At 67.8% G+C, this 16,385-nt stretch carries 15 protein-coding genes; 4 read left to right on the forward strand and 11 right to left on the reverse strand.

Features of this window, described 5'->3' with window-relative positions; genetic code table 11:
- Window position 1 precedes the first annotated feature (1 nt).
- Window positions 2–1,369 (reverse strand): PhoH family protein, encoded by a 1,368-nt coding sequence (locus tag CA951_RS08930; protein WP_087556513.1) that lies wholly within the window; start codon window positions 1,367–1,369, stop codon window positions 2–4.
- 322 nt (window positions 1,370–1,691) lie between these two features.
- Here CA951_RS08930 and CA951_RS08935 point away from each other — a divergent pair, with 322 nt between their 5' ends.
- Window positions 1,692–2,864, forward strand: a complete 1,173-nt coding sequence (locus CA951_RS08935) for an IS30 family transposase (protein WP_087555699.1) — start codon at window positions 1,692–1,694, stop codon at window positions 2,862–2,864.
- Window positions 2,865–2,912: 48 nt separating this feature from the next.
- Here CA951_RS08935 and CA951_RS08940 read toward each other — a convergent pair whose 3' ends face one another.
- Window positions 2,913–4,532, reverse strand: coding sequence for an AMP-binding protein (locus tag CA951_RS08940; protein ID WP_087556514.1), 1,620 nt, complete (start codon window positions 4,530–4,532; stop codon window positions 2,913–2,915).
- A 116-nt stretch (window positions 4,533–4,648) separates the two neighbouring features.
- On the opposite strand from CA951_RS08940, the gene CA951_RS08945 reads away from it, so the two are divergent.
- A complete protein-coding gene (locus tag CA951_RS08945) occupies window positions 4,649–5,515 on the forward strand; it encodes a LuxR C-terminal-related transcriptional regulator (RefSeq protein WP_087556515.1) in 867 nt (288 codons plus the stop codon).
- A gap of 53 nt (window positions 5,516–5,568) precedes the next feature.
- Window positions 5,569–6,990, forward strand: coding sequence for an APC family permease (locus tag CA951_RS08950; protein WP_087556516.1), 1,422 nt, complete (start codon window positions 5,569–5,571; stop codon window positions 6,988–6,990).
- A gap of 16 nt (window positions 6,991–7,006) precedes the next feature.
- Here CA951_RS08950 and CA951_RS08955 read toward each other — a convergent pair whose 3' ends face one another.
- The 8 genes from CA951_RS08955 to dxr all read right to left on the reverse strand — a co-directional run bounded on the left by CA951_RS08955 (window position 7,007) and on the right by dxr (window position 14,762).
- A complete protein-coding gene (locus CA951_RS08955) occupies window positions 7,007–7,435 on the reverse strand; it encodes a hypothetical protein (RefSeq protein ID WP_087556517.1) in 429 nt (142 codons plus the stop codon).
- Window positions 7,432–7,914, reverse strand: coding sequence for a GyrI-like domain-containing protein (locus tag CA951_RS08960; RefSeq protein WP_087556518.1), 483 nt, complete (start codon window positions 7,912–7,914; stop codon window positions 7,432–7,434). The genes CA951_RS08955 and CA951_RS08960 overlap by 4 nt, the downstream gene beginning before the upstream one ends.
- A gap of 1 nt (window position 7,915) precedes the next feature.
- Entirely contained in the window at window positions 7,916–8,221 is a 306-nt protein-coding gene (locus CA951_RS08965; protein WP_087556519.1) for a hypothetical protein, read from the reverse strand.
- Between the two features lie 157 nt (window positions 8,222–8,378).
- Window positions 8,379–10,193: a penicillin-binding transpeptidase domain-containing protein gene (locus CA951_RS08970; protein WP_179220154.1), complete on the reverse strand. Its 1,815-nt coding sequence runs from the start codon at window positions 10,191–10,193 to the stop codon at window positions 8,379–8,381.
- Between the two features lie 54 nt (window positions 10,194–10,247).
- Window positions 10,248–11,084: a GNAT family N-acetyltransferase gene (locus CA951_RS08975; protein ID WP_087556520.1), complete on the reverse strand. Its 837-nt coding sequence runs from the start codon at window positions 11,082–11,084 to the stop codon at window positions 10,248–10,250.
- Window positions 11,085–11,178: 94 nt separating this feature from the next.
- On the reverse strand, window positions 11,179–12,336 hold the full coding sequence (gene ispG / locus CA951_RS08980; protein ID WP_072937829.1) for a flavodoxin-dependent (E)-4-hydroxy-3-methylbut-2-enyl-diphosphate synthase: 1,158 nt from the start codon (window positions 12,334–12,336) through the stop codon (window positions 11,179–11,181).
- A gap of 41 nt (window positions 12,337–12,377) precedes the next feature.
- Complete coding sequence (locus CA951_RS08985) at window positions 12,378–13,598, reverse strand: RIP metalloprotease (protein WP_087556521.1); 1,221 nt, start codon at window positions 13,596–13,598, stop codon at window positions 12,378–12,380.
- A gap of 6 nt (window positions 13,599–13,604) precedes the next feature.
- Entirely contained in the window at window positions 13,605–14,762 is a 1,158-nt protein-coding gene (gene dxr / locus CA951_RS08990; RefSeq protein WP_087556522.1) for a 1-deoxy-D-xylulose-5-phosphate reductoisomerase, read from the reverse strand.
- 120 nt (window positions 14,763–14,882) lie between these two features.
- Here dxr and CA951_RS08995 point away from each other — a divergent pair, with 120 nt between their 5' ends.
- The gene (locus tag CA951_RS08995) at window positions 14,883–15,152 is read left to right on the forward strand and encodes a DUF2631 domain-containing protein (protein ID WP_072937825.1); all 270 of its coding nucleotides are present in this window, start codon (window positions 14,883–14,885) and stop codon (window positions 15,150–15,152) included.
- An 80-nt stretch (window positions 15,153–15,232) separates the two neighbouring features.
- Here the strand turns inward: CA951_RS08995 and rlmN are convergent, their stop codons facing one another.
- Window positions 15,233–16,342, reverse strand: a complete 1,110-nt coding sequence (gene rlmN / locus CA951_RS09000; protein ID WP_087556523.1) for a 23S rRNA (adenine(2503)-C(2))-methyltransferase RlmN — start codon at window positions 16,340–16,342, stop codon at window positions 15,233–15,235.
- Between the last annotated feature and the right edge of the window lie 43 nt (window positions 16,343–16,385).

Here is a 16,385-nt window from a genome sequence, read left to right on the forward strand (position 1 = left end):
CCTACGGCGTCGGCCCGAACTCCTCCAGCATCTCCGTCACCAGCGCCGCAATCGGCGAACGCTCACTGCGCGTCAACGTGATGTGCGCGAACAGCGGATGCCCCTTGAGCTTTTCGATCACCGCGGCCACACCGTCGTGACGTCCGACCCTCAGATTGTCGCGCTGTGCGACGTCGTGAGTGAGGATCACCCGGGACCCGGTGCCCAGCCGGGACAGCACCGTGAGCAGCACGTTGCGTTCCAGCGACTGCGCCTCGTCCACGATCACGAACGAATCGTGCAGTGACCGCCCGCGAATATGCGTGAGCGGCAGCACTTCCAGCATGCCGCGGCTGATCACCTCGTCCATCACCTCGGTGCTGGCCAGTCCGTCGAGAGTGTCGAAGACCGCCTGGGCCCACGGACCCATCTTCTCGCTCTCACTGCCCGGCAGGTAGCCGAGTTCCTGGCCGCCGACCGCGTAGAGCGGCCGGAAGACAACGACTTTCCGCTGAGTACGACGCTCCAGCACCGCCTCCAGTCCCGCCGTCAACGCCAGCGCCGACTTGCCGGTGCCCGCCTTGCCGCCCAGCGACACGATGCCCACACTGTCGTCGAGCAGGATGTCGAGGGCGATCCGCTGCTCGGCCGAACGACCGTGCAGGCCGAACGCCTCCCGCTCCCCCCGCACCAGCTGCACCCGCTTGTCGGCGTTAACCCGGCCCAGCGCACTCGACGAACCACCCAGCAGCCGAATACCCGTGTGGCACGGAAGCTCCCGGGCCTCCTCCACGTCGACGACGCCTTCGGAGAACAGTTCGTCGATCGACGAGGACGCCACATCCAACTCGGTCATACCCGTCCAACCCGACGGAACGACGTCGTGGGCGTGGTACTCGTCGGCGGGAAGACCCACCGCACCGGCCTTCACCCGCAGCGGGATGTCCTTGCTGACCAGGACGACGTCACCGCCCTCGGCCTCGAGGTTCAACGCGCAGGCCAGGATCCTCGAATCGTTGCTGTCCGTGCGGAATCCGACCGGCAGAAGCGACGGGTCGGTGTGATTCAGCTCGACCTGCAGGGTGCCGCCGTCCGTGCCGATCGGCACGGGCTGGTCGAGTCGACCGTACTCGAGACGAAGGTCGTCGAGCATACGCAGCGATTCTCTTGCGAACCATCCCAACTCGTGGTGATGCCGCTTCCCTTCGAGCTCGCTGATCACGACGAGGGGAAGCACCACGCGGTGCTCGGCGAACCTGGTGACGGCCCAGGGGTCGGACAGCAGTACGGAGGTATCGAGTACGAACGTACGAAGTGCAGAATCCGAAGATTTCCTGGGGGCGACGGACGACTGTCCGGCGCGGGCTGAGACGGAGCGTGAAGCAGTCACGTTGGCTCCTAGGTCTGCGCGGCACCCACGCAAACTCGGTTCGCTGGACCGGTCCGTCCCTGGTGTGTCACCACACGAGGGCCGGGCGCCGGCCCCCTCGCACTGAGTGTGTCAGCCACGATCAGGACCTCCCGTACAAGCAACTTCCCCGCTGCCTGTTACCCCCGACGGTACTGCCAAACACGCCGATCGGCTGACCGAGCGGCGGGCGTGTCGGTGAACAACTGGTTACACGGAGAAGGCGCTTCGCGCCCGTGCGCCTTTCTGGTTGGGCGGGTTCAACCGGTCGTTGCAACATCCCTGATGATGGAGGGTGTTGCAGATGGTGATGATCGGTCGTCCGCCGGCGTCGGAGCAGTCGCGGTTGATGTTCTGGCAGTGTCGTACGCAGGGTGCCACGGTCGTGGAAGCGGCGTGCGCCGCGGAGGTGACCGCGTCCACCGCGCGCCGGTGGATCATCGACTCCGGTGGGGTTCGTCCCCGCCGGAGTCCACCCCGATCCGCCCGGTTCCTGTCCCTCGAGGATCGCGAACAGATCGACGTGATGGTCCGCGACCGGTGCAGCATCACCGCGATCGCGGCGGCGTTGGGGCGGCATCGCACCACGATCAGCCGGGAGATCGAGCGGGGCACCAACCGGCGCGGCTACTACGTCGCCTCCACCGCACACCGGGCCGCGCAGGCGAGGTCCCGGCGCCCGAAACCGGCGAAGCTCGCCGTCCACGACCGGCTGCGGGCGTTCGTGGAGAAACAGCTGACGAAGAAGTTCTCACCCGAGCAGATCTCCCGGACCCTGGTGCGCAGGTTCCCGAACGACCCGGAGATGCGTGTGTCCCACGAGACGATCTACCTCTCGCTCTACATTCAGGCCCGCGGCGGCCTCAAACGTGAGCTGACCAGCGCACTCCGGACCGGGCGGGCGTTGCGTAAGGGCCACCGCAAACCCGGCGAGCGGCGCGGCCGGATCCCGAACATGGTCAATGTGTCCGAGCGCCCNTCCGAGGCCGAGGACCGGAAGGTCCCCGGGCACTGGGAGGGCGATCTGATCATGGGCGAGGGCAACCGGTCGGCGATCGGCACCCTGGTCGAGCGCAGCTCCCGGTTCGTGATGCTGCTGCATCTGCCCGGCGGGCATTCCGCCCAGAACGTGCGGGAGGCGATGGCCGCGCAGATCGGGGAGCTGCCGGAGGCGTTGGCGCGGTCGGTCACCTGGGATCAGGGCACCGAGATGACCCAACACGCCCAGTTCACCGTCGACACGGGGGTGCAGATCTACTTCTGCGATCCGCACTCCCCGTGGCAACGGGGCACGAACGAGAACACCAACGGGCTGCTGCGCCAGTACTTCCCCAAGGGCACCGACCTGTCCGTGCATTCCGCCGAGCACCTACGGTTCGTCGCCGACGAACTCAACGACCGTCCCCGCAAAACCCACGACTGGCATACTCCAGCCGAGAAGCTCAACGAATTATTCGATGGTGCAACGACCGCATGAATTCGCCTAGCGGGAGCTACCGGAAAGGCGCACGAGCGGCGGAGCCGCCTACTTCTGGCGGAGCAGGTACCGCTGGACCTTGCCGCTGGGGGTCTTCGGCAGGCTCGGGACGAAGTGCACGGTGCGCGGGTAGGCGTGCGCGGCGAACTTCTTCTTCACCAGGGTCTGCAATTCGACCTCGAGTTCGCCGGACCCGTCGACGCCGTCGCGCAGGACGACGAACGCCTCGAGGACCTCACCGCGCAGTTCGTCGGGCATCCCGACGACCGCCGCCTCGACGACGTGGTCGTGCATGACGAGCACGCTCTCGACGTCGAAGGGCCCGATCCGGTAGCCGGCCATGATGATCACGTCGTCGTCGCGGGCGGAGAAGAAGTAGAAGCCGTCCTCGTCGGTCTGGCCGGCGTCGCCGGTGAGGTACCAGCGACCGTCGGCGGTGAACCGCTGCGCCGTCTTCTCCGGAGCGTCGACGTAGCCGGTGAACCACATCAGCGGGCTGTTGTGGGTATCGATGGCGACCCGCCCCGGGGTGCGCGGCGGGGCGACGGCGTCGGAATCGTCCGCGAGGACGGCGCACGCCCACCCCGGCAGCGGCTTGCCCATGGACCCCTCGCGCACCTCGTCCTGCAGCCCGTCGGCCCAGGCGTTGGCGATGAACATGCCGTGTTCGGTCTGGCCGTAGTGGTCGCGGACGAACACGTTCAGGTTGGCCTCGGCCCACGAGATCACGTCGGGGGTGAGGGGTTCACCCGCCGACGACGCGCGCCGCAGCGTTACCGTCTCGGGAATCGGCGTGGGGTCGGCGCGCAGGCTGCGGTAGACGGTCGGTGCGGCGGCGAAGTTGGTGACGCCGAACCGCTCCATCACCTGCCACGTGAGGGGTGCGGAGAATCCGGCGTGCAGCAGAATGCTGCGGGTGCCTGCGGCGAGCGGCCCGAGCAGCGCGTAATAGAGGCCGTACGCCCACCCGGGGTCGGCGGCGTTCCAGAACACGTCGTCCTTGCGGACGTCGAGGCCGAACTCCTGGTAGGCGTGGAACGACGCGAGTGCGCGCAGGGGCACCGGCACGCCCTTCGGGGTTCCGGTCGTGCCGCTGGTGAACAACTGTACGAGGGGTCCCGCTCCCCCGACCGTGACGGCCGCACCCTTCGCGTCCGTGGCGTCGTGCGAGTCCACGAGCGTCGCGAAGTCGAGCGCGCCGGAGCCGCCACCCACGACGACGACCTGCCACGACGCATCCGCGGGAATGTCCTCCCCGGGGGCCAGCTTCTCGACCTGATTGGCGTCGGAGACGACGACCTTCGCGCCGCTGGCACCGAGCCGGAACGCGATCGCCGGCGGCGCGAACGCGGTGAACAGGGGGACGTGGACGGCGCCCCGGCGCCAGATCCCGAGCAGCGCGACCACCAGGTCCGCCGACTTGCCCATCAGCGTCGCGACGTGATCCCCCGGCTCCACCCCGAGGTCCGCGAGTGCTGCGGCGAACCGCGACGACTGCTCGCGCAGGTAGCCGTAGGTGAGGTCCGTCGACGACAGGTCGGATTCGACGACGGTGAACGCCACGTCGTCGGCGGGGTGTCGATCACACAGCAGTTCCGCGGCGGACGCCGTCGGCGTGTCGTACTGGTCCAGCAGTTCACGCACGCGTGCGGCGGGATCGGTGGTCATGCGGTACTCCTCATGTTCTCATGGCCAGGTAAAGAGGTCGGGCCGTCACCCGAACCCACTACGGTTATGATCTAGCTCACAGACCGCTGTGACTACCCCCGGAAAGGGGTGACGACTTGGTTGCTCGAGCACCGTCGCTGCTGCGCCCTCGGGACGGGGACGCACTGCGTGGTGAGCTGCGCGCCATCGCAGCCCACGGCGTTGCGCCGGTCCTGTTCGGCGGCGAGGTCCAGGACGACACCCTCCACCTGAGCGAGTTCGTCGGCACCCGCACGAACAACCTCAAGGGGCTTGCCATCCCCGCGCGTTCCGGACTGGGCGGTCGCGTGGTCGTCCAGCGCTCACCCGCGTCGGTCCACGACTACGGCAGAGCCTCGACCATCACGCACCACTACGACCGGCCCGTCCTCAGCGAGGGACTCCGGTCCATCCTGGCGGTGCCCGTCATGGTGCAGGGCAGTTCGCGCGCGGTGCTGTACGCCGCCATCCGCGATTGCGCGCCGATCGGCGACCGCACCGCGGACATCGTCGTCGCGGCGTCGCGGCGCCTCGGTACCGAAATCGCCATCCGGGACGAGGTCGACCGCCGCCTCGAGATGATGAAGACGCTCGAGGGCAACGGTGCAGGCGGCGCCAACACCGAGGAACTCCGGGACATCCACGCGGAACTGCGGAGTGTCGCGCAGACCGTCACCGACACCTCGCTGCAGGCCCGACTCCGCGGGCTGTCGCAGCGACTGGCCGGGATCCTGCGCCCGGACGCCGGTGGCGCCGACGAGGACCCCGGCGTCCACCTCACGCCGCGCGAGATCGACGTCCTGTCCCACGTCGCCCTGGGTTGCACCAACAGTGAAGCAGCACAGCGACTCTCGGTCGGGCCCGAGACGGTGAAGAGTTATCTGCGCAGCGCCATGAGCAAACTCGACGCACGATCGCGGCACGAGGCGGTGGTCACCGCGCGCAGGCTCGGGCTGCTCCCCTAGCGAACGCGTCTCCTCGAACGAGGGGCGCAGGCGGTAGCGAAAGGCGGTGGATCATGGGATCGACAACGGACGCCACGAATTCGAACGCACCTGGTTCGAATTCACCCGAACAGCCGAGCCTCAAACGGGTCATGGGCCCGGGGCTGCTCCTGTTGTTCATCGTCGGCGACATCCTCGGCACCGGCATCTACGCGCTCACCGGCAAGGTGGCCAATCAGGTCGGGGGCGCGGTGTGGCTGCCGTTCCTGGTGGCGTTCCTCGTCGCGATCATCACGGCGTTCAGCTACCTGGAGTTGGTCACGAAGTACCCGAAGGCCGCAGGCGCCGCGCTCTACACGCACAAGGCGTTCGGTGTGCATTTCCTCACGTACATGGTTGCTTTCGCCGTGATGTGCTCGGGAATCACGTCCGCCTCGACGGCGTCGCGAGCGTTCGCGGCCAACTTCGTCGAGGCGTTCCATCTCGACTTCTCCACCGGAATCGGCATCACCATGCTCGGTATCGGCTTCATGACGCTGGTGGGTCTCGTCAACTTCCGCGGCGTCAGCGAGAGCGTCAAGACCAACGTCGTACTCACCTGCGTCGAACTGTCCGGACTCCTGATCATCATCATGATAGGGCTGTGGGCCCTCGGCGTCGGCGACGGCGACTTCTCGCGGGTCACCACGTTCGACACCGGCGACCGATCGGCACTCGGCGCGGTCGTCGCCGGGACCGCACTCGCCTTCTTCGCGATGGTCGGGTTCGAGGACTCGGTCAACATGGCGGAGGAATGCAAGGAACCGAGCCGCATCTTCCCGAAGGTTCTGCTGACCGGTCTCATCATCACCGGCTGCATCTACGTGTTCGTGTCGATCACGGCGATCGCGCTGGTGCCGGTGAGCGAACTCGGCGAGGGCGACACTCCGCTGCTGAAGGTCGTTGAGGCCGGCGCGCCCGCCTTCCCGATCGGGATCTTCGCGTTCATCACCATGTTCGCCGTCGCCAACACGGCGCTGATCAACATGCTGATGGCGAGCCGGTTGCTGTACGGCATGAGCCGGGAGGGCGTCCTACCGCCCCCGCTCGGCCGCGTGCACTCCACCAGGCGCACCCCGTACGTCGCGATCGTCTTCACGACGCTGCTCGCGTTCGGCCTCATCACGTTCGTCGGTGAGGTCCCCGAACTGGGCGGCACGACAGCGCTGCTGCTGCTGGGCGTGTTCACCATCGTCAACATCACCGTGCTCGTCCTGCGCAGGCAACCGGTGGAGCACAAGCATTTCCGGGTACCGACCATCCTGCCGATCATCGGCGCCCTCACGTGCGGCTTCCTCGTCACTCCCTTCGCCGACCGCCCCGCCGTGCAGTACCAGATCGCGGGCATCCTCCTCGGAATCGGTGTCGTGCTGTGGGCCGGGACCGTCGTCGTGAACAAGCGGCTCGGCAAGGGCGGGCCCGAGATCGACCCCGAGAAACTGGCCGAGCACGAGTGACCCGCCCGTCCGCCGCTCAGTACAGCGAGAGGAACAGTTCGACCGACCCGTCCGGGTGATGCACCTCCAGATCCTCGGTGAAAGCGCGTTCGATCCGGCCGCGCGCCGCCGCGTAGTCGGCGACGCTCCACGTCTCGGCCAGCGCGTCCGGTTCCGATTCGTCCTCGCACCGGAATCGGGCGAAGTAGCCGGACCGTACGCCGACCAGGACGTCGCCGGGCTCCATCTTGTCGGTCGAATCGCACGGGTATCCGACGACGACCGTGAACGTGCGCGGCGGCGGGGATGCCGCGTACACGACGAAGATCTCGGAGATCCCCCGATCCCTGATCCGCTCCACCGTGAAGTCGACGAGTTCCCGGCCCGGCCCGGGACGTCCGGGTCTTCCTTCGGGAATGGTCAGGCCCACAAACGATTCGGCCTGCCTCTTGACGATCTCGATCATCGCATCTCACCTGTTGCCTTCGACGGTCCGGCGGACTCGTCCACGCGGATCGGGATGTACAGGTCGACGGCGTAGGCGTGCGGATACGCCTCGAGGTCGCCGGTGTACGTCCGCTCGATGTCGCCGTGCGCCTCCGCCTCGCTGACCTGCGCCCACAACCGCAGCATCACGTCCGGGAACATGCCCCGCGAGGTGAACTTCGCGTAAGTGCCGGGCGGGATCCGTGAAATGACGTGACCCCGCGTGGCGTCGTCCACCGTCGCGCATTCGTACCCGACGATCTGGGTGTAATACGACTCGACGTCGGGCGCGAAGTCGATGTAGGTGGACGCGAGCGGCCCGCCGACCTCGTGGTGGAGCACCCTCGTCCAGGCGCGGTCGAGACGAGGGTCGCTCAGCTTTCCCAGCGCCCGCTTGGGGCTGCGCACGGGCAGCCCGGCCACCAGGGTTTCGCCGCGCTCGATGATCTCGAAGGCCATGTCAGATCGCGTCCTCGAGCACGTGTGCGTCGCGAACGCCGACGCAGGGCACCCCTCGAGCCCGCGCCAGCTGCATCGCCATCGCATCGGATGGTGAACAGAGTCCGTCCAGAACGTCCTCGGTCGCGATCGCGCAGACGACCTCGCCCTCACATTCGGTGATCGATTCGATTCCGCGGTCGGAAGCCCACTGCCGCAACGCAACCCACCGCGTCAGCTCGGTGCCGGCGCCGGGACGCCCGACGAACAGCACCCGCCGGGTGCGGTTCGCTGTCTCCACGCAATTCACTTCTGCACTGATGGTCATGGTCCGACTTCCTGTCCACGTTGGCTTTTCGATCCCGGCTGTGCGGGTTCTTCGTCTGCAACCAACTATGGACGGCGCCGACGGTGACGTCTGTCCGCCGATCAGCCCTCGAACAGGATGAATTCCGCTGTCCCCCGATCGGTGGACAGCGGCGGGGTCAGTACCCCTCGGGCAGGGCGGCGAACATGTCGCGGGTGACGGCGACGGCGTTGTCGGAACTGCCGCCGCGCACCACCAGCGTCGCGAACGCCAGGTCGCCGCGGTATCCGACGAACCAGGCGTGCGAGCCGCCCTCGACCTCGGCCTCACCGGTCTTGCCGTACACCTCGCCCTGATCTTCGATCCGCTCGGCGGTACCGCTCGTCACCACGAGGCGCATCATGCCGCGCAGCCCGTCGACCATCTCCGGGCTGATCGGCGGATGCTCCCCGTCGATCTTGGTTTCCCGCCCCGCGATCAGCCGCGGCACGGGCGTCGTACCGTGTGCGATGGTCGCCGCGGCCAACGCCATTCCGAACGGACTGACCACCACCTTGCCCTGCCCGAACCCGTCCTCGGTTCGCTGCACCAGGTCGTCGGCCGGCGGCACCGAACCCGAGTCGGTGGGCAGGCCGACCACTTCGTAGTCGGGCCCGATTCCGTACTGCGACGCCGCGACCGTCAGCGCGTCGGGCCGCATCTCGCTGGCGAGTTTTGCGAACGACGTGTTGCACGAACGAGCGAACGCCGTCGCCATGGGCACGGTGCCGAGCGCGAATTCGTTGTAGTTGGGGACGCTGCGTTCACCGATCTCGATGCGCCCGGGGCACGGCACCATCGTGTCGGGTGTCGCGATGCCCGAGGAGATCGCGGCGCCCGCGGTGATGATCTTGAACGTCGAACCGGGCGGATACAGGCCGGTCAGCGCAACCGGTCCGTCCTTGTCCGCCGCCTTGTTCTGCGCGACGGCCAGCACGTCGCCGGTCGACGGCTGGATGACGACCATCATGGTCTGGTCGGTGCGGGCATTGACGGCGTTCTGCGCGGCGATCTGGATGGGACGGTCCAGGCTGATCGAAAACGACGGGGAGGTCTGCGGCGCCGTCTCGGTGAGCACGTCGGTGTCCACCCCGTTCTGGTTGACCGTCACCACGCTCCAGCCTGCCTTGCCGTCGACCTCGTCGATTACGGTCTTCTTCACCTGACCGACCAGATCCGGTGCGAAGTTCCGGTCGGTGGCCACGAGGTCCGCCTCGTCCGACACGCTCACTCCGGGAATGGCGCCGAGCACACCGGCGACCTGTTCGTAGTCGTCCGACCGCAATCGGGTGACGAGGTAGTCGCCCTTGACCGCCGTCGCCGACTCGGCGATCGACTGCGCGGTGAGCGTGTTGTCGAACGTGACGAGCGCCGACGCGAGCGACTGGGCACTGCCGATCACGTTGCCCGACTGCGCCGCATCGAACTTCACCCGGTACACCACGCCGGGGACGAGGACGTCCGAACCGGAGTGCTCGTTGACCCGAGCCCGAGGGGCGGCGGTGGACCGCAGCGACATCGTCTGCCGGTCCCCCAGCCGGGGATGGACGTTGGTGGAACTCCACCGCACGGCCCAGTCGCCGCCGCGCCGCCCCATCTGCAGTTCACCCGAATACGTCCAGACCCGGTTCTTCGGCAGGTGCCATTCGTAGGTGTACCCGACGGTCGCCGTGTCCCCGCTGACGTCGACGTCCGTCGTCCGGGCGTCGAGCGATTCGGCCTGCAGCGACGTCCACGCGGACTCGAGGGCGGGGCGGGCGGCGTCCGGGCGATCCGACAGGTCGGCGGCCTGCTCCGAATCCTGCTCGGCGAACGCCGTCAGAAACGCCTGCGCGGCCGGTTCCGGACCGTCCGGTCTCGGTGTGCACGCGACGAGACCCACCGTCAGCACAGCGGCGCCGCAGAGGGCGATCGACTGGACGACGCGGGAGCGAGAGTGTGGCCGCAGGTTCATCGCCGCCCATGCTATGTCGGCGGACGCTGCCGACACGGTAGGCGGGCCAGCGCGTCAGTCCAGGAGAATTGTGGCGAACGTCGCGACCTGCCTGAAGCCGATGCGTGCGTACGCGCTGCGGGCCGCCGTGTTGAAGCTGTTGACGTAGAGACTGGCGATGCGGCCCTCCGCGATGACGGCCTCCGCGACCGTCGCGGTGCCTGCCGCACCGAACCCGTGTCCGCGGTACATCGGGTGCACCCAGACTCCCTGGATCTGCCCGACCCGCGCGGACACCGAACCGACCTCGGCCTTGAACACCACCTGATCGTCCTCGAATCTCGCCCACGCGCGACCGGCGGCGATGAGATTGGCGACGCGGCGCCGGTACCCTCGACCGCCGTCGTTGGCGCGGGGGTCGATGCCGACCTCCTCGATGAACATCGCGACCGCGGCAGGCAGATACTGCTCGAGTTCGTGCATCCGCACCTGCCGGACCAACGGATCCGGGCGGCACTGCGGGGTACTCGCCAGCGCCAGCAGCGGCTGATCGGCCCGGACCTCGCGGGCAGGCCCCCAATCCAGCTCGAGCATCTCCCACAACGGCAACGTCAACTCGGCCCGCCCGACCAGCGACGAGCACATACGCGGCGTGCGACAGGCGCGGTCGGCGAACGCCCGCATGTCGTCGATGCTGCCGCGCAGCGGCACGAAATTCGCACCGGAGAAGCACAACGATTCGAGCGGCCCGCCCCGACTCCACAACTCTCCGTGGATCATCCGGGGATCGATACCGCCCTCTTCTACGCGAGCGGCAACCATGCAGGCGGCGACAGGATCGGCGTCGAGAACGCGGAGCACGTGTGCTGCGTCCCGACTGCTCAACTGTTTGGCACCGAGGAGCTTGAGCATCTACCCAACCTTGTCAGCTAGTGGACCTGCCCACCAGATTGCCACGAACTCGCCGGAAACGGGAGACGTTTCATTGCCCGCTGCGGGCGCCGGGTCAGCTGACCGTCACCACGGGAGATCCGGACGTCGCATCGCCTTCCATCTCTTCGGCGATTCGCATCGCTTCCTCGATCAACGTTTCGACGATCTGCGCTTCCGGCACCGTCTTGATGACTTTGCCCTTGACGAAGATCTGCCCCTTGCCGTTGCCGGACGCGACACCCAGATCGGCCTCGCGGGCCTCACCGGGACCGTTGACGACACAACCCATGACCGCCACGCGCAGCGGGATCTCCATGCCCTCGAGTCCGGCGGTCACCTCGTCGGCCAACGTGTACACATCGACCTGGGCGCGCCCGCACGACGGGCAGGACACGATCTCGAGCTTCCGGGGCCGCAGGTTCAGCGACTGCAGGATCTGCGTGCCGACCTTGATCTCCTCGGCGGGCGGGGCAGACAGCGACACCCGGATGGTGTCGCCGATGCCGTCGGCCAGCAGTGCGCCGAACGCCACCGCCGATTTGATCGTGCCCTGGAACGCGGGACCGGCCTCGGTCACCCCCAGGTGCAGCGGGTAGTCGCACTGCGCCGCCAGCTGCCGGTAGGCCTCGACCATGATCACCGGGTCGTTGTGCTTCACCGAGATCTTGATGTCGCCGAACCCGTGTTCCTCGAACAGTCCCGCCTCCCACAGCGCGGACTCGACGAGCGCCTCCGGCGTGGCCTTGCCGTACTTCTGCATCAGCCGCGGGTCGAGGGATCCGGCGTTGACGCCGATGCGGATCGGGATGCCTGCGTCGCCTGCCGCCTTCGCGACCTCCTTGACGCGTCCGTCGAACTCCTTGATGTTGCCGGGGTTCACGCGGACGGCCGCGCAGCCCGCTTCGATGGCCGCGAAGATGTACCGTGGCTGGAAGTGGATATCGGCGATGACCGGGATCTGGCTCTTCTTCGCGATTGTCGCGAGCGCGTCGGCGTCCTCCTGCCGCGGGCAGGCGACGCGCACGATGTCGCAACCGGACGCCGTGAGCTCGGCGATCTGCTGCAGTGTGGCGTTGACGTCGTGGGTCTTGGTGGTGCACATCGACTGCACGGATACCGGGAAGTCGCTGCCGACGCCGACAGATCCGACCTGGAGTTGGCGAGTCTTGCGGCGAGGTGCGAGAACGGCGGCCGGGCCTTCGGGCATACCCAATCCGACAGGGCTGGTCACGTGGGTGCCTTCTTTCGTAGCTTCAAATCCGAGTTTAACGATCACTGGAAGAGCTTGATCGGGTTGACGATGTCTGCGGTCAGCGTGAGGAGCATGTATGCGCCGCCTATGACGATCACCACATAGGTGACGGGCAGAAGCTTCATGTAGTCGACGGGTCCGCCGCGCGGAAGTCCGCGCCTGCTGCGGAACCAGTCCCGGACCCGCTCGTAGATTGTGACCGCCATGTGCCCGCCGTCGAGCGGCAGCAGCGGCAGGAGGTTGAACATTCCGAGGAAGAAGTTCAGGCTCGCGAGCAGCAGCACGAACGCTTCCCAGATGCCCTGCTCGGCGATCTGACCGCCGATGACGCTGGCGCCGTACACGGAGATCGGGGTCTCCGGGTCGCGTTCGCCGCCGGTCACGGCGTGCCACAGGTCGACCGCCTTGCTCGGCATCTGCACCATCCGCTCGGCGGTCATCGCGAACATGTCGCCGGTGAACTCGAACGACGCGGGAACCGCGGAGAGGGCCGAGTGCTCGACGACGCTCGGGGTCGCGCCGATGCCGATCGCACCGACCGTCGCCTCGTGCGGTTCGGTCTCGCCCTTCTCCTGCACCCAGCGCTGCACCTGCTGGACCGGGACGACGATCGTCAGTTCCTCGCCGTCCCGCTCGATCGTGAAGTCGACGGGACCGGACAGCGAACGGGTCGCGGCGGCCACGTCGGCGAATGTGGGTGTGTCCTTGCCGTCGACCGCGGTGATGACGTCGCCGGTCCTGACACCCGCCTGCTCGGCGGGTCCCGGGCCGCTGCACTCGGACAGGGCGTAGTCGGGGCCGGGACCCTGAGTCGGCGCCGCGCACCCGACCGACCCGACGACCGCGTCGGTGGACCGGTTCAGATCGGGCAGCCCCCAGCCGACGGCGAGGACGTAGACCAGCACGAGGCCGAGGACGAAGTTCATGCCGATGCCGCCGGACATCACCGCGAGGCGCTTCCAGGTCGGCTTCTTGTACATGGCCCGGTCTTCTTCGTCCGGTTCGAGTTCGTCCAGCGCCGTCATTCCGGCGATGTCGCAGAACCCGCCGAGCGGGAGCGCCTTGAGCCCGTACTCGGTCTCACCGCGGCGGAAGGAGAAGATCTTGGGTCCGAAGCCGATGAAGTACCGGCGGACCTTCATGCCGGTGGCCTGCGCCACCCACATGTGCCCCGCTTCGTGAAGTGCGATCGACAACGCGATCCCGAGGGCGAAGAGAACAACGCCCACTGCGAACACCATGCAGTTCTAGCCTTCCTGCTTCACGAGCTGACGTGCTCGCTCACGTGCCCAGCCGTCGGCGGCCAGTACGTCTTCCACGGTAGCCGGTGGCGCCGACCACTCGTCCGCCTCGGACAGCACGGAGGCGACGGTGCGGACGATGCGCGGGAACCGGATGATCCCGTCCAAGAATGCCTGAGCCGCGACCTCGTTCGCAGCGTTGTACACGGCGGTGAGGCATCCCCCACCCTTGCCTACCTCGCGGGCGAGGTCGACGGCAGGGAAAACCTGCGAGTCGAGTGGCTCGAACTCCCAGGTGGACGCGGTGCTGAAGTCGCAGGCCGCGGCTGCGCCCGCGACCCGGTGCGGCCAGCCGAGGGCCAGCGCGATCGGGAGCTTCATGTCGGGTGGGCTGGCCTGCGCGAGCGTCGAGCCGTCGGTGAACGTGACCATCGAGTGCACGATGGACTGCGGGTGGACGGTGACGTCGATCCGGTTGTAGTCGACACCGAACAGGAGGTGGGTCTCGATCAGTTCGAGCCCCTTGTTGACGAGGGTCGCCGAGTTCAGCGTGTTCATCGGCCCCATCGACCACGTGGGGTGGGCGCCGGCCTGCTCGGGTGTCACCGATTCCAGCCGCTCGGCCGTCCAGCCGCGGAACGGTCCGCCCGAGGCGGTGAGGACCAGGCGGTCCACCTCGTCCGCGCTGCCGCCGCGCAGGCACTGGGCCAGCGCGGAGTGCTCGGAGTCGACCGGCACGATCTGCCCCGGCGCCGCGGCCGCCGTCACGAGGGGTCCGCCTGCGACGAGCGACTCCTTGTTGGCCAGCGCGAGCCGCGCACCGGACTCGAGCGCGGCCAGGGTCGGCTCCAGGCCCAGCGAACCGACCAGTGCATTGAGCACGACATCCGCTTCCGTGGTCCGCACGAGTTCGGTGACGGCGTCCGGTCCGCTCAGCACCCCGGGCCGATCCAGCGCGGCGGCCGCCCGCGGATCCGCGACTGCGACGGACGACACACCCGTCTCGCGAATCTGCCGGGCCAACAATTCGACGTTTCCGCCGCCGGCGGCGAGCCCCACCACCGTGAACTTGTCCGGGTTGGCGGCCACCACCTCCAACGCCTGGGTGCCGATCGAACCTGTGCTGCCGAGCAGCAGGACGCGGGTGGGCCTGTTTTCATCCACCCACCCATTGTTCCTGATGAAATGCGGACCGCCCGCCACGGATGGGCCCACTACATACGACGGGCGGTCGTATGTCACGATATGTCGAGTAGCGCAACCGAATCTGCAGGAGGATCGATCGTGGCCGGTACCCAGTTGGAGCCCTCGTCCAGTGACCCCATCGTGGCCGCACACATCGACACCGCCGAGGTCCCGTCGGCAGCATGGGGCTGGAGCGGTGAGGCGCCGAAGACGTTCCGGTTCTTCGGATGGTTCTTCGCCGTGTTCCTGCTGCTCATGATCATCGGAAACCACAGGGGTTTCGTCGAGGACCTGTGGCTGATCGGCTGCGCAGCCGTGATGTTCTTCATCCTCATTCGTGACATCGTCCTGCGGCGCAAGCCCCGGTAGCACCGGACCACGAACGAAACCCCTCGTCCCGATCACTCGGGGACGAGGGGTTTCGTCGTATCGGCCTGCGCGGCGGACGCTCAGTTCTCGGCGGCGAGCTGCCCGCAGGCGGCGGCGATCTCCTGGCCGCGGGTGTCGCGCACCGTGCAGGACACCCCCTGAGCCAGCACGCGCCGGACGAATTCCTTCTCCACCGGCTTCGGGCTCGCATCCCACTCACTGCCCGGTGTGGGGTTCAGCGGGATCAGATTCACGTGTACCAGCGGTCCGAGCGCCTTGCGCAGTTTCTTGCCCAGCAGGTCGGCGCGCCACGGCTGATCGTTCACGTCCCGGATCAGCGCGTACTCGATGGAGACCCGGCGGCCGGACTTGTCCGCGTAGTAGCGGGCGGCGTCGAGGACCTCCGCCACCGACCAGCGGTTGTTGACGGGGACCAGGGTGTCGCGCAGTTCGTCGTCCGGGGTGTGCAGGGACACGGCGAGCGTCACGCTGAGGTCCTCGTCCGCGAGCTTGCGGATGGCGGGCGCCAGCCCCACCGTCGACACCGTCACGGAGCGTTGCGACAACCCGAGACCGTCGGGGGCGGGCGAGGTGATGCGGCGGACGGCGGCGACCACGCGCTTGTAGTTGGCGAGCGGCTCCCCCATGCCCATGAACACGACGTTCGACAACCGGCCCGGGCCGCCGTGGACGTCGCCGTCGCGCAGAGCGGCCGCGGCGGCACGCACCTGGTCGACGATCTCCGCCGTCGACAGGTTGCGTTGCAGCCCGCCCTGCCCGGTCGCGCAGAACGGGCACGCCATTCCGCACCCCGCCTGACTGGAGATACACAGCGTCGCACGGTCCGGGTAGCGCATGAGGACGCTCTCGAGCAGCGTCCCGTCGTTCGCCTTCCAGAGCGTCTTGCGGGTGTCGCCGCCGTCGCACGCCAGGTGCTTGACGGCGGTGAGCAGCGTCGGGAACAGCGCCGCACCCACCTGCTCGCGCACGGCGGCGGGAAGGTCGGTCATCTTCTCCGGATCCGCCTCGAGCCGCGCGTAGTACTGACGGGCCAGCTGGTCGGCCCGGAACCCGGGCAGACCCAGCTCCTTGACGGCCTCCCGCCGCTCGGTGGAGTCGAGGTCCGCGAGATGCTTGGGGGGCATCCCACGCCGGGGCGCGGTGAAAACGAGGGGAAGCGAGACAGCCATAGTTTCTCCATTGTCCCATTGATTCGGGGGTCGTTGTCGTGCG

This window comes from Rhodococcus sp. NCIMB 12038 (assembly GCF_002165735.1).
Taxonomy (GTDB): domain Bacteria; phylum Actinomycetota; class Actinomycetes; order Mycobacteriales; family Mycobacteriaceae; genus Rhodococcus_F.